17 protein-coding genes are annotated in these 20,324 nt (G+C 72.0%); 11 read left to right on the plus strand and 6 right to left on the minus strand.

Annotated features, from left to right (window positions below; translation table 11 throughout):
* Positions 1-121: 121 nt before the first annotated feature.
* The 5 genes from LZG04_RS15750 (at position 122) to LZG04_RS15770 (ending at position 7,749) form a co-directional block, all read left to right on the plus strand.
* A complete protein-coding gene (locus LZG04_RS15750) occupies positions 122-919 on the plus strand; it encodes an alpha/beta fold hydrolase (RefSeq protein ID WP_233817586.1) in 798 nt (265 codons plus the stop codon).
* 369 nt (positions 920-1,288) lie between these two features.
* A complete protein-coding gene (locus LZG04_RS15755) occupies positions 1,289-3,403 on the plus strand; it encodes a PQQ-dependent sugar dehydrogenase (protein ID WP_233817588.1) in 2,115 nt (704 codons plus the stop codon).
* A 32-nt stretch (positions 3,404-3,435) separates the two neighbouring features.
* Positions 3,436-4,449, plus strand: coding sequence for an SMP-30/gluconolactonase/LRE family protein (locus LZG04_RS15760; RefSeq protein ID WP_233817590.1), 1,014 nt, complete (start codon positions 3,436-3,438; stop codon positions 4,447-4,449).
* Between the two features lie 215 nt (positions 4,450-4,664).
* Complete coding sequence (locus LZG04_RS15765) at positions 4,665-6,404, plus strand: carbohydrate binding domain-containing protein (RefSeq protein ID WP_233817592.1); 1,740 nt, start codon at positions 4,665-4,667, stop codon at positions 6,402-6,404.
* Between the two features lie 256 nt (positions 6,405-6,660).
* Positions 6,661-7,749, plus strand: coding sequence for a trypsin-like serine protease (locus LZG04_RS15770; RefSeq protein WP_233817594.1), 1,089 nt, complete (start codon positions 6,661-6,663; stop codon positions 7,747-7,749).
* Positions 7,750-7,790: 41 nt separating this feature from the next.
* On the opposite strand, the gene LZG04_RS15775 is transcribed toward LZG04_RS15770, so the two are convergent.
* Positions 7,791-8,696, minus strand: a complete 906-nt coding sequence (locus LZG04_RS15775; RefSeq protein ID WP_233817596.1) for an oxidoreductase — start codon at positions 8,694-8,696, stop codon at positions 7,791-7,793.
* Positions 8,697-8,828: 132 nt separating this feature from the next.
* Between LZG04_RS15775 and LZG04_RS15780 the strand changes: the two genes are divergently transcribed.
* Complete coding sequence (locus LZG04_RS15780; protein ID WP_233817598.1) at positions 8,829-9,749, plus strand: helix-turn-helix transcriptional regulator; 921 nt, start codon at positions 8,829-8,831, stop codon at positions 9,747-9,749.
* A 24-nt stretch (positions 9,750-9,773) separates the two neighbouring features.
* Positions 9,774-9,923: a hypothetical protein gene (locus LZG04_RS15785; RefSeq protein WP_233817600.1), complete on the plus strand. Its 150-nt coding sequence runs from the start codon at positions 9,774-9,776 to the stop codon at positions 9,921-9,923.
* 560 nt (positions 9,924-10,483) lie between these two features.
* On the opposite strand, the gene LZG04_RS15790 is transcribed toward LZG04_RS15785, so the two are convergent.
* Positions 10,484-10,978, minus strand: coding sequence for a helix-turn-helix domain-containing protein (locus tag LZG04_RS15790; RefSeq protein WP_233817602.1), 495 nt, complete (start codon positions 10,976-10,978; stop codon positions 10,484-10,486).
* 92 nt (positions 10,979-11,070) lie between these two features.
* Here LZG04_RS15790 and LZG04_RS15795 point away from each other — a divergent pair, with 92 nt between their 5' ends.
* The 4 genes from LZG04_RS15795 (at position 11,071) to LZG04_RS15810 (ending at position 14,516) form a co-directional block, all read left to right on the plus strand.
* On the plus strand, positions 11,071-11,580 hold the full coding sequence (locus LZG04_RS15795; protein ID WP_233817604.1) for a hypothetical protein: 510 nt from the start codon (positions 11,071-11,073) through the stop codon (positions 11,578-11,580).
* Between the two features lie 854 nt (positions 11,581-12,434).
* Positions 12,435-13,349: a hypothetical protein gene (locus tag LZG04_RS15800; protein ID WP_233817606.1), complete on the plus strand. Its 915-nt coding sequence runs from the start codon at positions 12,435-12,437 to the stop codon at positions 13,347-13,349.
* 58 nt (positions 13,350-13,407) lie between these two features.
* Entirely contained in the window at positions 13,408-13,662 is a 255-nt protein-coding gene (locus LZG04_RS15805; protein ID WP_233817609.1) for a pectinesterase family protein, read from the plus strand.
* A gap of 2 nt (positions 13,663-13,664) precedes the next feature.
* Positions 13,665-14,516 carry a fibronectin type III domain-containing protein gene (locus LZG04_RS15810; protein WP_233817611.1) on the plus strand — a complete coding sequence of 284 codons (852 nt, stop codon included), beginning with the start codon at positions 13,665-13,667 and terminating at the stop codon, positions 14,514-14,516.
* A gap of 346 nt (positions 14,517-14,862) precedes the next feature.
* Here the strand turns inward: LZG04_RS15810 and LZG04_RS15815 are convergent, their stop codons facing one another.
* The 4 genes from LZG04_RS15815 to LZG04_RS15830 are packed head-to-tail and all read right to left on the minus strand — an operon-like array spanning position 14,863 to position 20,312.
* On the minus strand, positions 14,863-17,499 hold the full coding sequence (locus LZG04_RS15815; protein ID WP_233817613.1) for a fumarate reductase/succinate dehydrogenase flavoprotein subunit: 2,637 nt from the start codon (positions 17,497-17,499) through the stop codon (positions 14,863-14,865).
* The gene (locus tag LZG04_RS15820) at positions 17,499-18,164 is read right to left on the minus strand and encodes an ABC transporter ATP-binding protein (RefSeq protein ID WP_233817615.1); all 666 of its coding nucleotides are present in this window, start codon (positions 18,162-18,164) and stop codon (positions 17,499-17,501) included. The genes LZG04_RS15815 and LZG04_RS15820 overlap by 1 nt, the downstream gene beginning before the upstream one ends.
* Entirely contained in the window at positions 18,161-18,931 is a 771-nt protein-coding gene (locus LZG04_RS15825) for an ABC transporter permease (RefSeq protein WP_233817618.1), read from the minus strand. The genes LZG04_RS15820 and LZG04_RS15825 overlap by 4 nt, the downstream gene beginning before the upstream one ends.
* A 31-nt stretch (positions 18,932-18,962) precedes the next feature.
* Positions 18,963-20,312 (minus strand): ABC transporter substrate-binding protein, encoded by a 1,350-nt coding sequence (locus LZG04_RS15830; RefSeq protein WP_233817620.1) that lies wholly within the window; start codon positions 20,310-20,312, stop codon positions 18,963-18,965.
* Positions 20,313-20,324 lie beyond the last annotated feature (12 nt).

Here is a 20,324-nt window from a genome sequence, read left to right on the forward strand (position 1 = left end):
GCCCGGGGGGGGGGGGGCGGGGCACGGGTCCCCGCCCGCCGCCCCACGCCCATGGGGGAAGTACGGTGGTCGGCGCCGGCTCGCCCGACCGGCACCGCCGCGGGTTCCCCGGAGGCAGTTCATGACCGACGCGGTCGCGTCGCGGACGTCCGCGCTCGTGGTGGACGACGGCACCCGGATCGCCTTCCACCTCTGGGAGCCGGCCGCAGGGGTGAAGCCGGATCCCGTCCCGGTGGTGCTCCAGCACGGGTTCTCCGCCCACACCCTGGTCGAGTGGGCGGACAGCGGCATGGTCGCGGCGCTCACCGCGGTCGGGCGCAGGGTGGTCGGGATCGACGCGCGCGGGCACGGGTCGTCCGGGAAGTCGGCGGACCCCGCGCGGTACGGCGAGCCGCGGATGGCGCGTGACCTGCGGGCGGTGGTCGGCGCGCTCGGGGTCACGGCGGTGGACGTGGTCGGCTATTCGATGGGCGCGGTGATCGCCCTGCTCACGGCGGCCGAGGAGCCCGCGGTGCGCCGGTTGGTCGTCGGCGGGGTCGGTGCCGGGGTGGTCGAGGTCGGCGGCGTGGACACCCGCGTGCTGCCCAACGACGTCCTGGCCGAGGCGTTCCTCGCCGACGGGCGCGGTCCCGTGCCGCCGGAGGTCGCGGGCATGGTCGCGTTCGCCCGGCAGGCGGGAGCGGACTTCCCCTCCCTGGCCGCGCAGGCCCGCGCGGCGCACCAGGGCGGCGTCGACCTCGCGGCCGTCACGGCCCCGACGCTGGTGATCGTCGGTGACGACGACTCGCTCGCCCGACGTCCCCAAGTGCTGGTCGACGCCCTCGCCGACGCCCGGCTCCACGTGGTGGCGGGCGATCACGGCACCGCGGTGGGCAGTCCCGCGTTCCGGGCGGCGGTGCTGGACTTCCTCGCCAACTGATCACTGGGTGTTAGCGCTAACGATCCCTCGGTACCCGACCGTCGGTCTTGTCGACCGCGAACGCCGTGCGCTACGGTCGGCCTGGGAACGCTCCCAGTCGTGCTGACCCGGCACTCGGCGACGACCGCAACGCACCTGCTCGCAAGGAGGCGAAGCATGGTTTCACGTGCGCGTACCAGTCCCGGGTCGTTCCCGTTCCGCTCCAGACCCGGCCAGGTCCTGTCCGCGACCGCTGCCCGGCGCATCTAGGAACAACTTCCGCTCGACCCCCCTTCGGTGCACGTCGACCGCCATCGACGCGGCATTCCGCCGCCTCATTTTGTTAGCGATAACAAGGCGATTGGCCTTGCCTTCCGTGAGAGGAAGACCATGCGAGACCCCCTCGCGAGCAGGAAGAACGCCGCCCACCGCCCGCGCCGCCGAGCGGTCTGGGTGGTGGCGTTGTCGGTGCTCGGCGTCGTGCTCCCGGTCCCCGCGGCGACGGCCGCCACCGTGGACACCAGCGCCTCGTACGTGCTGGTCAACCGCAACAGCGGCAAGGTGCTGGACGTGTACGGGCGCAGCACCGCGAACAACGCCCGGATCTCCCAGTACAGCCGCAACGACGGCGCCTGGCAGCAGTGGCAGTTCGTCGACTCCGGCGGCGGCTACTACCGGATCAGGTCCCGGCACAGCGGCATGGTGCTGAGCTTCCCGTCCACCGCAAACGGCGCCGGCCTGGTGCAGACGACCGACGCCAACCTCGCCGGGCAGCAGTTCCGGTTGGCCGACTCCGCCGGCGGCTACGTGCGCCTGCTCAACCGGGCGAGCGGCAAGGCCGTCGACGTGCTGAACTCCTCCACCGCCGACGGCGCGCGGATCGTGCAGCTGCCCGACACGGGCGGCGCCAACCAGCAGTGGCAGCTCGTCCGGCTGGGCACGGACACCACGCCGCCGACCGCGCCCGCCAACCCCCGCACCTCGAACCTGACCTGCACCGGGGTGACGTTCTCGTGGTCGGCGTCGACCGACGACGTCGGGGTGGCGTTCTACGACGTCTACCACGACGGGCAGCTCATGACCTCGGTGCCGGGCACCGCGCTGTCGGCGAACCTGACCGTCAGCCCCGGCGCCACCTGGGGCCTGTACGTCAACGCCCGCGACGCCGCCGGCAACGTCTCCCAGGCCAGCCCCACGGTCACGATCACCGTGCCGCAGTGCCAGGCCGACACCACGCCGCCCAGCACGCCCACCGGCGTGACGGCGACCGCGTCGGGCACCTCGGTCATGGTCCGCTGGTCACCCGCCACCGACAACGTCGGCGTCACCGGCTACGAGGTGCTGCGCGACGGCGTGCAGGTCGGCTCGACCAGCGGCGCGACCACGACGTCGTTCACCGACAGCGGCCTGGCCGCCAACACTCGCTACGAGTACCGGGTGCGGGCGCGCGACGCGCAGGCCAACCGCTCGGCCCTCAGCACGGCGGTCGCGGTCACGACGGGCGCCTCCTGCGCCACGGCGCTGTGCGCGGTCACCAGGGTGACCACCGAAACCGACCTGCCCTGGGGGCTGACCACCCTGCCCGACGGGCAGGTGCTGTTCGGCCGCCGCGACACCTTCGAGCTGGTCCGCCTCGACCCCGCCACCGGCGCGAAGACCGTCGTCGGTCGCGTGCCGAACGCGGCCGGGACCGACGGGGAGGGCGGGGTCCTCGGCATCGCCCTGGCCTCGGACTTCACCGCCGACCCGTGGGTGTACGTCATGCACACCAGCTCGACCGACAACCGCGTGGTGCGCATCCGCTACACCGACGGCGTGCTCGCGGGCACACCGCAGGTGCTGCTCACCGGCATCCCGCGCAACAAGTACCACAACGGCGGGCGGCTGCGCTTCGGGCCGGACGGCAAGCTCTACATCGCCACCGGCGACGGGCAGAACGGGCAGTGGGCCCAGGACCGCGCCAACCTCGCCGGCAAGGTCCTGCGCATCAACCGCGACGGCAGCGTCCCGTCGGACAACCCGTTCGGCACGCCGGTGTGGAGCTACGGCCACCGCAACCCGCAGGGCTTGGCGTTCGACTCCCAGGGCCGGTTGTGGGAGCAGGAGTTCGGCAACTCCGTCATGGACGAGACGAACCTGATCGTCCGCGGCGGCAACTACGGCTGGCCCGCCTGCGAGGGCACGACCGGCAGCTGCGACGAACCGGGTTTCCTCGCACCCAAGCGCACCTACCCCGTGGCCGATGCTTCGTGCAGCGGCATCGCCGTCGTCCGGGACGCGCTCTACATCGCCTGCCTGCGCGGCGCGCGGCTGTACCGGGCCGAGATCTCCGGCGAGAGCCTGACCAACGTCCAGCAGTACCTCACCGGCACCTACGGGCGGCTGCGCACGGTGGAGCCCTCGGCCGACGGCAACCTGTGGCTCACCACCAGCACCCGCGGTGACAAGGACAGCATCGCGAACAACAGCAACGAAAGCATCCTGAAGGTCGAACTCGGGCGATGAACCGGGCCGCCACCACGAAAGGGAGTCTCCCCATGACTCACCGCACGACACCGCGCCGCCACCGCACGCGGACGCTCGCAGCGGCGGCGATCGCCATCGCGGGCACGGTCTTGCCCGCCGTGCCCGGCGCGTCCGCCCAGGCCGCGACGGCCTGGCCGTGCACACCCGGCGCGGTCTACGGCCAGCCGCTGCCGTCGGCGTCGGTGACGGCCCAGCTCGTCCGGGGCGGGTTCAACTTCCTCGAAGGCCCCACCTGGGACCAGCGGACGGGCACGCTGTTCCTGTCCAACATGCAGAACCCCACCGGCCCCCAGGGCGTGCAACCGTCCTCGGTGCTGCGGTTCACGCCACCCGCCACGTTCGAGACGTTCATCGCCAACTCCGGCAGCAACGGCCTCGCGATCGCACCCGACGGCTCGCGGCTGCTCGCCGCGACCCACGACAACCGCACCGTCTCCTCCTACACCCTGCCCGACCGCGTCCGCACCACGGTGGCGGCCAACTACCAGGGCCGCGCGTTCAACTCGCCCAACGACCTGACCATCGGCCAGGACGGCACGACGTACTTCACCGACCCCAACTTCCAGCGCGGCAACCGGGCCGACGAGCAGGGCGGTCGGACCAGCGTCTTCCGCGTCCGCAACGGCGTGGTCAGCCTCGTCGACGACACGTTGTCGCAGCCCAACGGCGTCGTCCTGTCCCCCGACGGCAAGACGCTCTACGTGGGCGGCAGCAACTCGATCGTGAAGTACGCCGTCGCGGCCGACGGCTCCACCAGCAACCGCACGACGTTCGCGAGCATCCGGACGCCCGACGGCGCGACCATCGACTGCGCGGGCAACCTGTACTGGGCGTCGTACGAGGAAGGGCTCGTGAGGGTCTTCTCGCCGTCCGGGGCCCGGCTGGGCACCATCTCCGCGGGCCGCAACATCACCAACGCGGCGTTCGGCGGTCCGGACGGTCGGACGCTGTACATCACGTCCGGTGTCCCGGGCTCGTTCGGCCTCTACCAGGTGCGACTCAACGTGCCGGGGAACCCGTACTGAGGGCTGTCGCCGATCTCGGCTGACGGGGAACGGCGTCGACGAGAAGTCCACTGTGGACCACACAGTGGACTTCTCGCACGACAGCGGACATTTCACGACGTATGCCGCATACCGCGAGACGTCTTGACAACCGGTGTGGTCTAGTCCAATTCTGGGGACCGGTCGCCACCGCCGGGCCCCACCGGGCCCGCGTCCCTTCCCCTGCTGGAGCGCACATGCGTCCGTCCAGAGCCCTGGTACTCCTGGTGGCCTTGCTCACCTCCCTGCCCCTCATCCCGACCACCGCCGGCGCGGCGGTCACAACGGCGGCCAAGCCGCTGCCCGACCGGGTGTTCGCGCCCTACTTCGAAGCCTGGACCGGCGAGAACCCGGCCACCCTGGCGCAGCAGTCCGGCGCGAAGTACCTGACCTTCGCGTTCCTCCAGACGGCGACCAAGGGCTCGTGCACGCCGTTGTGGAACGGCGACACCGGGATGCCGATCTCGTCGAGCGTGTTCGGCAGCGAGATCAACGCCCTGCGCGCGAACGGCGGCGACGCCATCCCGTCGTTCGGCGGCTACACCGCCGACCACACCGGCACCGAGATCGCCGACAGCTGCACCGACGTGGCCAAGATCGCCGCCGCGTTCCAGAGCGTCATCACCACCTACGACGTGAGCCGGCTCGACCTGGACATCGAGGTCGAGTCGCTGGACAACGCGGCGGGCATCGACCGCCGCAACAAGGCGATCAAGCTGACCCAGGACTGGGCCGCCGCCAACGGCCGCAGCGTCCAGTTCTCCTACACCCTGCCCACCACCCCGACCGGCCTCGCGCCCAGCGGGCTGGCCGTGCTGCGCAACGCGGTCACCAACAACGCCCGCGTCGACGTCGTGAACCTGATGACGTTCGACTACTACGACGGCCGGCAGCACCAGATGGCCAACGACACCAAGACCGCCGCGCAGGGCCTGGTCAACCAGCTCGCCACGCTGTGGCCGGGCAAGACCGAGGCCCAGCGGTGGGCGATGGTCGGCGTCACGGAGATGATCGGCGTCGACGACTACGGCCCCGCCGAGACCTTCCAGCTCGCCGACGCCCGCACCGTGTACGACTGGGCGGTCGCCAAGGGCATCAACACCCTGTCGTTCTGGGCGCTCCAGCGCGACAACGGCGGCTGCCCCGGCGGCGCGGCGGCGGACAACTGCTCCGGCATCGCGCAGGGCACGTGGGAGTTCACCCGGATCTTCGCGCCGTTCAGCGGTGGCGGGCCGCCGAACCCGGTCAACGACTTCGCCCTGGGCGTCACCCCGGCGGTCGCGGCGATCGACCCCGGCGGCTCGACCACCGCGACCGCGGGCACGACGGTGGTCTCCGGCACCGCCGAGACGGTGTCCCTGACAGCCGGCCCGGCCCACACCGGTCTTACCGCGACCCTGTCGGCCTCCAGCGTCACGGCGGGCGGTTCGGCGACCTTGACCGTCGCGGCGGCGACCACCGCGGTGCCCGGTGACTACACGGTCACCGTCACCGGCACCACCCCTTCGGCCACGCACTCCGCCTCGTTCTCGGTGAAGGTCAAGGGCACCGTGCCGGACGGCGCGGTCGTCAACGGCGGCTTCGAGGACGGCACGCTGACGCCGTGGACCGCACCCGGTGACGCGATCGTCGGCACGCCGGCGCACTCCGGCACGCACGCGCTCCAGGTCACGCCGACCGGGTCGGGCAACGGCCAGGCGTCCCAGACGGTCACCCTGACCCCGAACAAGGCTTACACGCTCAAGGGCTGGGTGCGCGGCAATTACGCGTTCATCGGCGTGAGCGGCGGGGCGACCGCCGGCGCCTGGACGTCGGCGAGCGACTGGACGCAGCTGTCCGTGCCGTTCACCACCGGGACGTCCGGCACGGTCACCGTCTACGTGCACGGCTGGTACGGCCAGCCCGCCGTCTACGCGGACGACTTCACGATCAGCTAGCGGATCGACGGGTGAAAACGGCGGGTGTGTCCTGGATCAGGGCACACCCGCCGTTCTCCGGTCATGTCCTTTTCTGTCGACAGTTCCCCTTCCCGGCCGACCATAAGTGCGGTGGATGCCCACCTTGAATGACCTTTCGAGTCGCGGACGCGCAATGGTGCAGAGGCGACCGGGTACGCGCACCCGGGCCGCCCGCGCGAAACCCGCCCTTCCCGGTGTCCGCGTGGTCCCTGTCGCGCGATCGAGAGGCAGACCCATGAGAAGCGCTCGCCTGTTGAGCCGTGCCGCCGTCCTCGGCGCGGCCCTGGCGCTGGTGGCCGGTGCAGGGCACGACGCCTTCGCCGCGCCCGACGAACCGCCGGTGGAGGTGCAGGTCATCGGCGGCCACAACGCCACCGAGGTCTACCCGTTCCACGCCCAGATGAGCAACGGCTGCGGCGGCAGCCTGGTGGCACCGCAGTGGGTCGTCACCGCGACGCACTGCGGCAGCGCCGGTTCGGCCCGGCTCGGGTCCAACACCCGCGGCTCCGGCGGCGAGGTCCGCGGCGTCGACCGCGTGGTCAACCGCCCGGGCACGGACCTGACGCTGATGCACCTGTCCCAGTCCTCGACCTACACCCCGGTCCGGATGGCCACCGCCAACCCGGCCGCGGGCAGCCCGGTGCGGCTGATCGGCTACGGCTGCACGAGCTGGCCCTCGTGCGCCAACCCGGTCACGCTCCAGGAGATCGACCTGACTGTCCTGCCGTCCAGCCGGTGCGCGGCGGGCGGCGGCACGGCCACCGACGTCTGCGTCTCCGGTGACCGCACGCACTCCGCGTGCCACGGCGACTCCGGCGGCCCGGCCCTGGTGGGCACGCGCGGCGACTGGACGTTGGTCGGCGAGACCCACGGCCCGGGTGACAACAACGGCGAGTGCGCCACGACCACCCTGTACACGGGCATCGCCGCGAACGTCGCGTGGATCAACCAGCAGACCGGCGGCACCACCCCGCCCGTGGGCAGGAAGTTCGAGAACACCGACAACCTCGACATCCCGGACTACGGCGCGGCCGTGACCAGCCAGGTCACCGTGTCCGGCCAGGCGGGCAACGCCCCGGCCGGGCTGAAGGTCAACGTGGACATCAAGCACCCGTACCGCGGCGACCTGGTCCTGGACCTGGTGGCACCGGACGGTTCCGCGTACCGGATGAAGTCCTCGTCGTCGGACTCGGCGGACGACGTCCTGACCACCTACACGGTCAACGCGTCGTCCGAGGTGGCCAACGGCGTCTGGCAGCTCAGGGTCCAGGACGTCGGCCCGCAGGACGTCGGCTACCTCGACGCGTGGAGCGTCGAGCTCTGAGCACCGAGGGGCGGGGGCCCCGCGCCCCCGCCCCGGTGGGTTCAGAGGTAGCCGACGCCGGTCAGCTCCTCGGCCGCCGCCCAGAACCGCTTGCCGACGGCCGGGTCGGCGGCTTCCCGGCTGAGCCGGGCCTCGGTGACGCTGCCCCGCGTCTCCCAGAGCCCGGACGGGCCGAAGAACTGGCCGCCCCGCACACCGACCCCGGTCGCCGCACGCAACTGCGGCAGCGCGCCCTGCTCCACCGACTGGGTGGCCAGCAGACCGAGCCGCGCGATCACCCGCCCCAGCCGACCGCGGTGCTCCCAGGCACGCGGGGTCAGGTTGGTGCGGGTGAGGCCGGGGTGGGCCAGCACGCTGAGGATCGGTGATCCGGCGGCGCGCAGGCGACGGTCCAGCTCGACGCCGAAGACCGTGGTGGCGAGCTTGGACCGGCCGTAGGCGGCGGTCGCCCGGTAGTCGCGCTCGGACATCAGGTCGTCGAAGTCCAGGTGCGCGGTCTTGTGGGTGATCGAACTGAGGTTGACCACCCGTGCTCGCGGCGCCGCGGCCAGGTTGTCCAGCAGCAGGCCGGTCAGCGCGAAGTGGCCCAGCGCGTTGGTGGCGAACTGCAGCTCGAAGCCGTCGGCGGAGGTGCGGCGCGGGCCGAGCAGCACCACGCCCGCGTTGTTGACCAGCAGGTCGATCGCCGGGTGGTCGGCGGCCAGCTTCGCCGCGAAGGCCCGGACGGAGGCGAGGGAGGCCAGGTCCAGCTCGCGCACCTCGACGTCGCCCCCGATCCGGTGTGCGGCCCGTGCGCCGGCGGCGGTGTCGCGCACGGCCAGCACGACGTGCGCGCCCCGGCGGGCCAGCTCGGTGGCGGTGACCAGGCCGAGGCCGGAGTTCGCGCCGGTCACGACGGCGACCCGGCCGTGCTGGTCGGGGATGCGGTCGGCGGTCGGTTCGGTCATCTGCTGCTCCTGGGGCTGGTCGGTGCGCTGCACCGCCGAAGCTAGGAGCGATTTGGGGCGGGTCGCTGGTCCTCGCCTGCCTGGGTCTGGGCGACCTACCTTCGGCCGTCGGGGCCGGGGCACACTGGCGGCGTGAGCAGTCCTCGTCCCCACGCCCGTGAGCTCGGTGACTTCCTGCGCGCCAGGCGCGGCCGGCTGCGCCCGCACGACGTCGGCCTGGAGCCGGGCGGCCGGCGCAAGGTCACCGGGCTGCGACGCGAGGAGCTGGCCCTGCTGGCGGGGCTGAGCACCGACTACTACCAGCGGATGGAGCAAGGCCGGGAGGTGCGCCCGTCCGACGACGTCCTGGACGCGCTCGCCGGCGCGCTCGGCCTCGACGACGAGGAACGCCGGCACCTGTTCGCGCTGGCCCGTGCCGCCCGCCGGCCGGTGCCCGCGCGGGTGGACCGCGACCCGGAACGGGTGCCGGACAGCACCCGGCGCCTGCTGCGGGTGATGGACACCCCGGCGGTCGTGCTCGGCCGGCACCTCGACCTGCTCGACTGGAACCCGATGGCACAGGCCCTGCTCGGCGACCCGGACGCCTACCCGTCCGACCGGCTCAACATGCTCCTGCTGCTGTTCGACGACACGCTGACCGGCCGGCGGAGCTGCCCGGACTGGGAGCGGCAAGCCTTGGACTACATCGGCATGATGCGCACCGCCGTGGCCACCGACCCCACCCACCCCCGTGCCACCGCGATCGTCGGTGAGCTGAGCATCCGCAGCGCCGAGTTCCGGAGGCTGTGGGCCCGGCATGACGTGCGCGAGTCGGTCAGCGGCACCAAGACCTTCCGGGTACCGGAGGTCGGCGACATCACCCTGGACTGGGACACCTACCCGCTGCCGGGCAACCCCGGCCCGGTGATGCTGGTCTTCACCACCGACCCCGACAGCACCGACGCGGACCGCCTGCGCCTCCTGGCATCGCTGCACGCGACCCGCTCAGCGCTCCCCCACAACCACTCCTCCCAGGCCGGCACCACACCCAGACCGTGCCGTGCCGACGGATGAGCGGGCAAACCCAACCTCGCCGAGGTGTACCACGAAGTCGGCTACGTCCACCGAGCGATCATGCTCAGCACGGAGGCGCTGCGGTCCATGGAGGAGACACCCGCGTCGACGGAACCCCGGTACGCGTGGATGCGCACGAACCTCGGCAGCATGTTCCCTGGCCGCCGCCAGTGAGGCGTTGGCGGCGCTGTACGTGGACCAGCGCCGTCTCACCGACGCGGAAGCCGCGTCGCGGTCCGCGCTGGAGGTCCGCCGAAACGCCGGACAGGCCGAGAGCACGGCCTGTGCGGCCGGCATCGGCTCGCTCGCCAACCTGTACCTGAGCAGTGGGCAGCTCGACCAGGCGCGGCGCATGCTGCTGGAGAGCGATCCTCGACCGACAGGTCGGGCCCGTGCGTCCGGCCGGCGCCACGGTGCTCATCAACCTCGGCCACGTCCACGTGATGGAGGGTGATCTGCGCGGTGCTTTCGACCTGACCTTGCAGCCGAGGAAGCCCACTACGGGGCGCGGCTACACCTACCTGCACCCCGCGGTCGACGGCTTCTCCCGACCGGACACCGAGGTCCTGCCGAGTACGCGAGATCGCGCGGCTGTCCCTCCAGGTCGGCGGCGAGTCCGGCTTCGTCGCCGACCCGCCGACCGGGCGGGTCATCCGTCGCTCAGATCGGGTGGCCGATGGCCTGCTCCGGGAGTTGTGCCGCAACCACATCGGAGCCGACACCGTGCTTCGCGCTCAGGTCGAGTCCACGAAGCGGGCGCCGGGGCCGGGCGTGCGGTGGATCGCGGACGGCGGCAGGTCCCGGTGCCCGGCCGCGCACTCCAGCGAGATCCGCACCGGTTCCTCGCAGGCGTGCTCGTCGTCGGCGGAGTGGTGGCGGACCACGACCGACGGTCCCTCCGGGTCGGCCAGGTACCGGTCACCCCATTCCAGCAGGGCCAGCAGCGTCGGCCGCAGGTCGAGACCGCGCCTGGTGAGGCGGTACTCGTAGCGCTGCCGGGTTCCCGGCTCCCGGTACGGGACGCGCAGCAGCACGCCGGCCGCGACCAGGCTGTCGAGGCGGGCGGCGAGCAGGTTGCCGGCGATGCCCAAGCGGTCGCGGAAGTCGTTGAACCGGGTCACGCCGTCGATGGCCTCGCGCACGATCAGCAGCGACCACCGTTCGCCGACCACCGACAGCGCACGTGCCACCGAGCAGTTGACCGGGTCGATGCGCCGTGTTCCGCCCATGGGCTCACCTCACCGAGCCTGAGTTGACAACCTGCACTCAGCGATCGTAGCGTGCCGAGCCTGAGTTGAGAAAGTAAATCTAGGAGGCTCCCGTGCCGATGCTGGACGTCCACATCCCGGAAGGCACGTTCACGGCCGACCGCGAAACGGCGCTCATGAACCGGATCACCGAGATCCTCATCCGCCACGAGGGGTTCGACCCGACCGATCCGACCACGCGATCGGTCTCCTGGGTCTTCCTGCACCGCCCGGCCGCCGTCTACGTCGGCGGCGCGCCCGCGGACGCGCCCCGCTACAAGGTGGTCCCCTCCGTCCCGGAGGGGCAACTGGACGCCGCCGCGCGTGCCGGAGTCGTCCGCGAGGTCACCGAGGCGATCCTCGACGCCGAGGAGGGCGCGTGGCCCCGCGACCCCGGCCGGGTCTGGGTGTTCCCCACCGAGATCCCCGAGGGTCACTGGGGCGGACGCGGCGAGATCACGCCGCTGGAGCGCATCCTCGGCCGACTGACCGGCGGCGACGCCGACCTGGCGGCCGAACTCGCCGCGAAGCGCATCGCCGCCAGCCGCGCCGAACGCACCCGACTCCCCGACGGCCCTCGCTGAACCTCCGGTCCGCGGTCACGGAGCGGGCCCGTGGCCGGTCACCAGGCAGGCGACGGGGAACGGAACCGGTCGGAACGTCACTCGCCGATTCGTCAAGCGCTATTCCAATTCGATGCGATTGTCGCCGGGACGACCGGACGTCCCGCTCTCAGTGGACAATCCCGCGGTTGCCCCAATCAGCGGCACGTCGACCACCGCACTCCTTGTTGAAGTATTCGCGCAGACCTGCGCCCAGGGTGGCCGGCTGATCGGCTGGTGCCAGGCAGCCTCCGGCGCAATGGGGGAACTTGCGTCGATGGAATTGTCTCGAGATTGACTTGACGCCCCCCGGGGGTCACCCACGAAATGGGGCACACGCTCGGCCTGGGCCACAACACGTGGTCCGGGGACGTCATGCACTACGCGGCGAACATGCTTGAGGACATCGGCGGCGAGAACCCGGCGTTGTTGGCCTCGATCCACTCGATCTACCGCTGGTGCCGGGTCATCGACAGGGCGGCATCGGCTCGGAAGTCCGTTCCGGGGCGGGCTGCGGGTTGGTGCCCGCCTCCGCTGTCGTGGGCGTCGCGTCGTTCGGGCTGGTGACGCTGCGCAACCTGATCCGGCGGCGGCCGGGGCGCGGTTCGGGGTGCCGGTGGCGTCGGCCGACGGGGATTGATCATGCGCGGGCGATGCGGAGATCGCCTGCCGGGATCCTTCCTGGACAGCGGCCGCGCGGGGAGCACGGCCTCCGGCCGCACCTCCGAGGGCCGGGTGAGGTCGGCGCGTGCCCCGAAGTCCGCCCTCGTGGACGTCGACGTGTGGCGGTGGCGTGGGTAGGTTCGCCGGACCGCTTGAGGGAGGGGTGATCCACCGTGCTCGTGCGCGCGCAGGGACCGCAGACCCAGGGGTTGCACTACTACGAGGACACCAGGACGCCGGCGTCGATCTTCGACTCGATCGACGCCAAACCCGGCTGGTACCTGGACCTCACCAAGAGCCGGGAGGTGCGGTACCTGACCGACACCCACCAGTACCAGTTGGCCGGCGGGCTCTGGTGGGACCCGGTCCACGACCGGGAGTTCACCGAACAGGGTGGCTGGTACGCGGCCACCGACCAGTCCGGTGACTACCGCTACGACGGAACGCACTACCGGTCACGGGTCGACCTCACCAAGGAGTGGCTCGCCGAGAACTTCGCCGACACGCGGTCGAAGGCCGTCCAGATGATCGGCGCGGCGCGCTGGTCGGACCGGAAGAAGGCGTGGGAGCTGCTGGACAACTGGAACTTCGCCTACCCGAACCAGTCGATCACCCCCGAGCAGGTCGAGCTCAAGGCCGCCGACCGGGCGCGTGACCTCGCCCAGGCGCCGCAGCCCGCGCAACCCGAGGTCCAGCTTCCCAAGTTCACCAGCCGGTCCTACCGGCTGCGGGACAAGCCGACGCCCGGTGCCCCGATCGACCTTCCCAGCGACCAGGAAGTCCAGGCCAACACCGACTTCTACTGGCGAGGCCGGGGTGACGAGATGGGCGGCGACGCCGCCGGGCGCAAGCAGGAGAAGCACGGCTTCGACCCGTTGGCGGGCTACCGGTTCGCTCGGCAGAACCGCGCGCGGTGGTTCGCGCAGCGGGGCACCAACCACATCATCTTCCACAACTACCCCAACCCGGGTGGTGTAGTGCACATGGCGGTGTGGGACTGGACCACCGGGCAGATGGTGACCTACTACGACGTCGAGCCGAGCCGGGTGGGCGACGTCGGCCAGTACCTGAGGGACAAGGGGATGTAGGCCGCGCTCACGATCCGGACCTCGCCCGCACAACGCGACTGACGCGTTCGTTCGGTGGTTGTCGGGAAAACCGCCTGATGGCAAGATCGGCCGGGCCGCCACCGCCGTCGTCGCGGCGGACGGCACCGCGAGCTACCGGACCGTGCAGGCCGCGGTGAACGCGGCCGGCGCCACGATCTCGATCGGCAAGGGCACCCACCGGGGGACGGTGACGATCCCGAGCGGCAAGACCGGCCTCACGCTCGTCGGCGCGGGGTTCCGACGGAGGGAACCCGGTCGGGTGACCGTGCCACCAACGAAGGCGGAGGGGTAATCGTGCTGGGGAGAAGACTCGTCATCGGAGCCGCGGTCGCCGCGGTGTTGTCCGGCGGCGTCGCGGTCGCGACGGCGTCCGCGGGAACGGTCGGGCTCGGGCTCGACTACACCTGCGGACCCGGGGTCGTCGTGCACGCCGACGTCACGGCCGTTGTGCCCGACGAGGGGATGGCGGGCGGGAACGTCCCGTACCTCGAACCCGCGTACATCGACGTGGACGTGACGTTCGCCCTCGACCGCGCGCCGGCCGGCGTCCGGATCGACGGTGACAGCACCGCGTCGCTGGCGGCGACCGTCGTCGGCCCCGCCGGGACCACGGCCACCGCGGCCGCGCTGAGCTTCGCGCCGACGCTGCTCACGTCGTCCGGCGGGTTGGTGAAGGCCGCCGGCGGGTTCCCGCAGCTGGGCCTCTACCCGGCCGGGGACTACGCGATCCACCTGGGCGACCTCACGCTGTCCCTGCGGCCGGAGCGCGCGGACGGGACGCCTGCGGGCGCCGCCACCACCGTGACCTGCCGGCGCTCCGGTCCCGACGACCTGCTGACCGTGGTCAAGTCCGAGTCGAGCATCATCGAGCACCCGGTGCGGCCGTCGCAGCTGCAGGTGACGGCCGTGACGCCGACCAGCGTCTCGCTGAGCTGGTACTCGACCTCGTGGTGGTTCCCCACGATCGGCTACGACGTGTTCCTGGACGGCGTGAAGGTCGCCTTCGTGACCGACAAGCAGGCGACGCTCACCGGGCTGAGCCCCGACACCCAGCACCGCGTCAAGGTCACCACCAAGGATTCGTACGGCTTCTCGTCCCCGAAGAGCCAGGGGTTGGTCTTCGCGACGCCGCCGCGCGGCCGGTGATCGTGAAGGGCCGGAGGAGCTAGACATAGCTGCCCTGGGCACGTCCTTTTAGCCGGCGGTCGCCGGTCGCGTTCCGACGCCACCGTCACGGTCTGCTCGCAGCGGTCGTGGAGCCGGGAGTCCTTCGCGGCCTCCCGCTTCGGCCACCGCGATCGCCGGCGGCGAGGTCGTGGGCCGGAGGCCGCCTCCGAAGTCCGCGCTCGGCTTCCCGGTCACCTCGATCGTCGCCGCGGTCCACCTCGACACCGTCGCGAGTCGCGCGACGCGGAGTGGCGGCCGGTCGGCGTGGTCGCCGCGCCGATCCCCGTCGTCCTCCGCGTCGCGCTGAACCTCCCGGCCGTACTGGTCAGCGATTCCCCTGGTCCAGGGCTCGCCGTGCGTAGGCCCGCACGTCGGCGTCGCTGTCGGTCGCCGCCGCCGTGAGCCCGGACCGCACGGCGGGGACCCGGACCCACTCGGCCAGGGCACGCACTGCCGCCTTGCGCACGTCGCTGTCCCCGTCCGCCAACAGGGGCAGCACGGCCTCCGGCTCGTCCAGCGCCCAGGCCGCGCCCACGCGCACCTGCCAGGCCGGATCGGTCGCCGCCGTCCGCGCCGCGGGCTGGAGCACGGCGGGCCTGCCGATCCGCCCCGCCGCCTCCAGCGCCGCCGCACGCACCAACGGGTCACCGTCGTCCGCGAGCACGCCCAACGTCGCCGCCGCGCCCCGATCGCCCAGGCTGCCCAGTCCCTTGGCCACCTCCACCCGCAGCTCGCGCCGGGGGTCACCGGCCAGCGACTCGACCAGCCACCGTTCCCGCAAGGAGACCAGGCCGCGCAACGCCGCCGAGCGCACCTCGTGATCGGCATCGGCCAGCGCCGCCGCGTACACCTCCGCGGTGCCGAGCTTGAGCGCCCACAACACCTCCAAGGCCACCGACCGCGCGGGCGACTCCTCCAACGCCCGCCGCAGCGCGTCACCACGCGGCACGACCTCGACCAGCTCCCGCAACCCGGCCGCGGCCGCCGCGCGGACCGCCTCCTCCCCGTCCGACATGGCCCGCACCAGGGCGAACTCGAACCCCTCCGGCACGACCTCGGTCAACGCCACCACCGCGGCCCGCCGCACCGCCGGGTCCGAGTCCGCCAGGTACTCCTCGAACCGCGCCAGCCCCGGCCGCTCCTCGGTCAGCGCCACCAGTTCCAGCACCCGACCGGACCCCGCCACCCCACCGCCCGCGCGGGTGCTCGTGACCGAGGCCGCGCGCACCGACAGCGTCCCGAGCTCCTCGACCTCGCCCGACCGGTGCTCCAGACCGTCCACCGGCACGAGGTACGGGTGCACCGGCCGCTTCACGAACTCCATCTCCCCCGCCGCGTTCTTGCGCAGGTTGAGGTGGTGGAACCACTTCTCGTCGTCGCGGTCGGGCGTGTCGAGCCGGTCGTGGTAGAGACCCCACCGGCTCTCCGTGCGCACCAGGGAGGACGTGGCGGCCATCTCGGCGCAGTCGCGGATGAACGTGACCTCCGCGCACCGCATCAGCTCGTGCGGCGTCGTCGCGCCCATCGCCGCGATCTCGCCCTCCATGCGCGCGAACGCCTCCCGCGCGATCTCCAGCCTTGCCTCGGTCTTCGGCGGCGCCACGTAGTCGTTGACGAACCGCCGCAGCTTGTACTCGACCTGGTGCTGCGGCGGGCCGCCCGGGTTGCGCAACGGCCGGTAGACCAGTTCGTGCGCGGCGGCGACCTGATCCTCGGGCAGGGGTCCCGGCGGCACGCCGTGCGACGCCGCGTGCGCGCCCGCGAGGTCGCCGAACACGAACGCCCCGATCATGTAGTTGTGCGGCACGCAGGCCAGGTCGCCCGCCGCGTACAGGCCGGGCACGGTCGTGGCGCCGTGCTCGTCGACCCACACGCCGGACGCCGAGTGCCCACCGCACAACCCGATCTCGGAGATGTGCATCTCGATGTCGTGCGTGCGGTAGTCGTGCCCGCGGTTCGCGTGGAACGTGCCGCGGGTCGGCCGCTCGGTGGTGTGCAGGATGCCTTCCAGCGCCGAGATCGACTCCTCCGGCAGGTGCGTGACCTTGAGGTACACCGGCCCGCGCGGCGAGGCGATCTCCCGCGCCACCTCGGCCATCATCTGCCCGGACCAGTAGTCGCAGTCCACGAACCGCTCGCCGAGTCGGTTGACCTGGTAGGCGCCGAACGGGTTGCCGACGTACGCGCACGCCGGGCCGTTGTAGTCCTTGATCAGCGGGTTGACCTGGAAGCACTCGATGCCGGACAGCTCCGCGCCCGCGTGGTAGGCCATCGCGTGGCCGTCACCGGCGTTGGTGGGGTTCTCGTAGGTGCCGTAGAGGTAGCCGCTGGCGGGCAGGCCGAGCCGCCCCGCCGCGCCGGTGGCGAGGACGACCGCACCGGCCGAGACGGTGACGAACTCCCCGGTGCGGGTGTTGAACCCGGCCACGCCGACCGCGCGGCCGTCCGACACCAGGACCCGCACCGGCATCACGCGGTTCTCGATGCGGATGCGGTCGCGCATCCGGCGTTCGCGCATCACCCGGTACAGCACCTTCTTGACGTCCTTGCCCTCCGGCATGGGCAGCACGTAGCTGCCCGAGCGGTGGACCTGGCGCACGTGGTAGTCGCCGTAGGAGTCCTTCTCGAACTTCACCCCGTACCGCTCCAGCCGCTGCACCATGTCGAACCCGCGGGTGGCGGTCTGCATGATCGTGCGCTGGTCGACGATGCCGTCGTTGGCCCTGGTGATCTCGGCGACGTAGTCCTCCGGGGTGGCCTTGCCGGGGATGACGGCGTTGTTGACGCCGTCCATGCCCATCGCCAACGCGCCTGAGTGCCGCACGTGCGCCTTCTCCAGCAGCAGCACGTCCTTGCCGTGCTCGGCGGCGGTGATCGCGGCCATGGAGCCCGCGGTGCCGCCGCCGACCACGAGGACGTCGCAAGACAGGTGCGTCCGCTCGACGAGGTCCGGGATCTCCATCACGACCGCACCGCCGCCAGGATCGCCTCGCGCCGCACGTCGACCTCGCCCGTGCCGAGCACCACGACCCGGTCGCCCAGCCGCACGGCCTCGTCCACGTCGTGCGTGACGAACACCGTGGTCGTGCCCGCTTCGCGCAACACCTCCACCACCAACTCCTGCATGTCGGCCCTGGTCTGCGCGTCCAGGGCGGCGAACGGCTCGTCCATCAGCACCACTTTCGGTCGTTGGGCCAGCGTGCGCGCGAGCTGCACGCGCTGCCGCATCCCGCCCGACAGCTCGCGCGGCAGGTGCCGCTCGAAGCCGGCCAGGCCGACGCGGTCCAGCCACCGCCGGGCCGCGGCCCGCCACCCCGACCGGTCGACCCCTTGCAGGGCAAGGGGAAGCTCGACGTTGCGCTGCGCCGTGCGCCACGGCAGCAACCCGTCGTCCTGGAACACCATCGCCCGGTCCCGGGACGTGCCGCGCACCACCTGCCCGTCCACGACCACCCGACCCGCCGCGACCGGGACCAGGCCCGCGACCGCGCGCAGCAACGTCGACTTGCCGCACCCCGACGGCCCGGCGACGACCAGCAGCTCGCCGGTGCGCACGGCGAGGTCGAAGTCCCGCAGCACGACCGCGTCGCCGAAGCGCACGGTCAACCCCTCCACCAGGACGCTCACGCCGTCGCCTCCCTCGGCAGCCACCGGGTGGCGCGGCGGCCCGCCAGCTCCACCGCGGCGGACGTCACCCAGCCGAGCAGGCCGATCGTGACCATGCCGACGATGACGCCGGGGTAGTCCACGATCGTGTAGGCCTGCCAGGTGCGGTAGCCGACTCCGTACCGGCCGGAGATCATCTCGGCGGAGATCACGCAGATCCACGACACGCCCATGCCGACCGACAGGCCGCCGAACACGCCGGGCAGGGTGCCGGGCAGCACGACGTTGAGCAGGACGTGCCGCCGGTCGCCGCCCATCGTGCGGACGGCGTCCTCCCACATGGTCGGCAGCGCCCGCACCGCGTGCCGCGTGCTCACCAGGATCGGGAAGAACGCGGCCACGAAGGTGATGAACACGATGCCCTGCTCGTCGGTGGGGAACAGCAGGATCGCGATGGGCACCAGCGCGATCGCGGGGATCGGCCGCACCACCTCCAGCAACGGCTGGAGCACGTCGCCGAGCACCTTCGACCGCGCCACCACGATGCCGAGGGTGATGCCCAGCGTGGCGGCGAGCAGGAACCCGACGGCGATGCGGCCCAGGCTCGCGGTCAGGTCGGTGTAGAACTCGGCGGTGCCTGCCTGCTCGACCAGCCGCTGCGCCACCTCCACGACGGTCGGCAACCGGTCGAACCGCAGCCACGCGGTCGTCCCGGTCGCGGTCAGCACCTGCCACAGCAGCAGACCGGCGGCCAGCGAGCCGATCCGCACCACCCACCGCGCGCTCATGGCGCACCCGCCGCGGTGTCCACCCGGGCGCTCACGGCGTGCCCGCCGCGGCGAGGGCCTGCGCGTAGTCCAGCGCCCCGGCACCGGCGGCGGCCTTGGTCGTGTACGGCTTCAGGGTGCCGTCGTCCGCGCGGACCCAGTGCGCGTGGTCGGCGAACCACCGGGTGCCGGTCCCCGCGTCGGGCACGTAGGCCACGCGGACCTTCTTGCCGCTCTGGTTGATCAGCTTGAGCAGGCAGGTCGGGGTGGCGGCCGGGCGGGTGGCCTCCTCACCCTCGAACCACACCTCGCTCGCGGTCGCCGGGTCGGTCACCTCCACGCCGCACGCGGTGTCCGTGCCGGTGATCCGGGCCGGGTTGGCGGTGTCGGCGGTGCCTTCACCGACCGCGGCCTTGAGCGGGCCGTCGTCGATGAACCGGTCGACGTCGAGCTCCTCGATGTTGCCGATCGACTTCAGCAGCGGCACGTCCTGCTTCAACGCCTCGCGCAGCAGCGGCTTGAGGCTCAGGTCGAACGTCGCGATGCCGTTGGGGCCGTTGTAGAGGTACACGACCTCGACCGGCAGGCCGGTCGCCTTCGCCACGACCTGCGCCGCCTCCAATGGGTGCACGTGCAGGTCGCGGGTGGAGTCGGCCTGGGCGCGCAGGAACTCCGCGAGCACCTCGGGCTGCTCGCGTGCGAACCGGTTGCGCACCACGACGCCGTGCAAGGTCGGCAGGTTGAGCGCCGCGCCGTCGTAGAGCAGCTTGGCCTGCTTCGCGAACACCAGTTGGCCCGGCCACGCGACGAACTGGGACAGCGCGGCGACGTTGCCCGCCTGCAACGCGGACGTGCCGACGGAGGGTTGCTGGTTCTCGACGGTCACCTCGATGTCGCCCAGCGCGCGCACGAGGGTGCCGTGCCCGGCGGAGCCGACGCTCGCCGACACCCGTTGCCCTCGGAGGTCTTCCAACGTGGTCGCGGTGGAGTCCGGCGGCACGACGACCATGTTGAGCGCGCCGCGGGCGTTGTAGCCGGTGATCGACACCATGCGGGTGCCGTCGTCGCCGAGACCCTGCGAGCGGGATCCGTTGATGAGCAACGGGTAGTCGCCCATGGAGCCGATGTCGATCTTCCCGGCCAGCATCTGCGCGGTGATGGGCGCGCCGGTGTCGTAGTCCTGCCAGGTGACCTCGTACCTCTTGCCGGTGCGCGCGCCGAGGTCGGCGAGCCTGCGCTCGAAGTGGCCCTGCTCGCGCAGGAGCGTGCCCGCGGTGACGGTGTTGATGGTCTTGGACTGGTAGCCGACCACGACCGGCACCACGTCCGCGGACGCCGCGCCGACGGCGCAGGAGGACACCGCCGCGGCCACGAGCGCGGTGCCGAGGATTCGCGTGAACATCGTTCTTCCTTT

The sequence above is a fragment of the Saccharothrix sp. S26 genome (assembly GCF_021390395.1).
Taxonomy (GTDB): domain Bacteria; phylum Actinomycetota; class Actinomycetes; order Mycobacteriales; family Pseudonocardiaceae; genus Actinosynnema.

Bases quoted from the DNA above. Each gene is read 5' to 3' on its own strand.
- LZG04_RS15750 (WP_233817586.1), top strand. From the start codon at position 122: ATGACCGACGCGGTCGCGTCGCGGACGTCCGCGCTCGTGGTGGACGAC.
- LZG04_RS15755 (WP_233817588.1), top strand. From the start codon at position 1,289: ATGCGAGACCCCCTCGCGAGCAGGAAGAACGCCGCCCACCGCCCGCGC.
- LZG04_RS15760 (WP_233817590.1), top strand. From the start codon at position 3,436: ATGACTCACCGCACGACACCGCGCCGCCACCGCACGCGGACGCTCGCA.
- LZG04_RS15765 (WP_233817592.1), top strand. From the start codon at position 4,665: ATGCGTCCGTCCAGAGCCCTGGTACTCCTGGTGGCCTTGCTCACCTCC.
- LZG04_RS15770 (WP_233817594.1), top strand. From the start codon at position 6,661: ATGAGAAGCGCTCGCCTGTTGAGCCGTGCCGCCGTCCTCGGCGCGGCC.
- LZG04_RS15775 (WP_233817596.1), bottom strand. From the start codon at position 8,696: ATGACCGAACCGACCGCCGACCGCATCCCCGACCAGCACGGCCGGGTC.
- LZG04_RS15790 (WP_233817602.1), bottom strand. From the start codon at position 10,978: ATGGGCGGAACACGGCGCATCGACCCGGTCAACTGCTCGGTGGCACGT.
- LZG04_RS15815 (WP_233817613.1), bottom strand. From the start codon at position 17,499: ATGGAGATCCCGGACCTCGTCGAGCGGACGCACCTGTCTTGCGACGTC.
- LZG04_RS15825 (WP_233817618.1), bottom strand. From the start codon at position 18,931: ATGAGCGCGCGGTGGGTGGTGCGGATCGGCTCGCTGGCCGCCGGTCTG.
- LZG04_RS15830 (WP_233817620.1), bottom strand. From the start codon at position 20,312: ATGTTCACGCGAATCCTCGGCACCGCGCTCGTGGCCGCGGCGGTGTCC.